The organism is Vibrio clamense, assembly GCF_050337905.1.
GTDB lineage: Bacteria > Pseudomonadota > Gammaproteobacteria > Enterobacterales > Vibrionaceae > Vibrio > Vibrio cortegadensis.
Window position 1 is genome coordinate 1 of sequence record NZ_JAKJTJ010000068.1, and the last position, 930, is coordinate 930.

The window sequence follows — 930 nt, forward strand, 5'->3', positions numbered from 1 at the left end:
CCTTGTACACACCGCCCGTCACACCATGGGAGTGGGCTGCAAAAGAAGTGGGTAGTTTAACCTTTCGGGGAGGACGCTCACCACTTTGTGGTTCATGACTGGGGTGAAGTCGTAACAAGGTAGCCCTAGGGGAACCTGGGGCTGGATCACCTCCTTATATACGAAGATTTTCACGATGAGTACCCACACAGATTGATTAGGTTTAAAAAGTAAAAGAGATGAAGAACTCCCAAGTTCTTCAAGGTTTGTTTCTACTTTTTAAAGTGGAGATAAATTAGCAGTGTCCCGTTCGTCTAGAGGCCTAGGACACCGCCCTTTCACGGCGGTAACAGGGGTTCGACTCCCCTACGGGATACCATTTTTAAGTGTTTTTGTTTAAAAATATTTAAAAATGGTTTCGAAAGCTTTATGTTTAGAAATACATGCTCTTTAACAATTTGGAAAGCTGACTGATTTGATTACTTACGAGTAACTCAAATCAAATTTAAAAGTTCTCAATGTTTATCTTCATTGATAAACACACAAACACATTCAAGTGTCTTGTATTCGGAACAATGTTTACATTGTTCCATTATTGAGTCCGGCAAACAGTCATTGAGAATTAACCCTTCTTAATGACAACCAAAAACCTTGGTTAGTTGCCATACATAAGACCCTTTCGGGTTGTATGGTTAAGTGACTAAGCGTACACGGTGGATGCCTTGGCAGTCAGAGGCGATGAAGGACGTATTAACTTGCGATAAGCCCAGATTAGACAGTAAAAGTCTTTTGAGTCTGGGATTTCCGAATGGGGAAACCCACTAGCATAAGCTAGTATCGTTACGTGAATACATAGCGTAACGAGGCGAACTCGGGGAACTGAAACATCTAAGTACCCGAAGGAAGAGAAATCAACCGAGATTCCGAAAGTAGCGGCGAGCGAAATTGGAT

The 930-nt window shown here is 42.2% G+C and carries 1 tRNA gene and 2 rRNA genes; all 3 read left to right on the top strand.

Going from position 1 to position 930, the window contains the following annotated elements:
- A 16S ribosomal RNA gene (locus L4C39_RS20115) occupies window positions 1-157 on the top strand; the annotation flags it as partial.
- 125 nt (window positions 158-282) lie between these two features.
- Window positions 283-358: transfer RNA gene (locus L4C39_RS20120), tRNA-Glu, on the top strand.
- Between the two features lie 311 nt (window positions 359-669).
- Window positions 670-930: ribosomal RNA gene (locus L4C39_RS20125) — 23S ribosomal RNA — on the top strand; the annotation flags it as partial.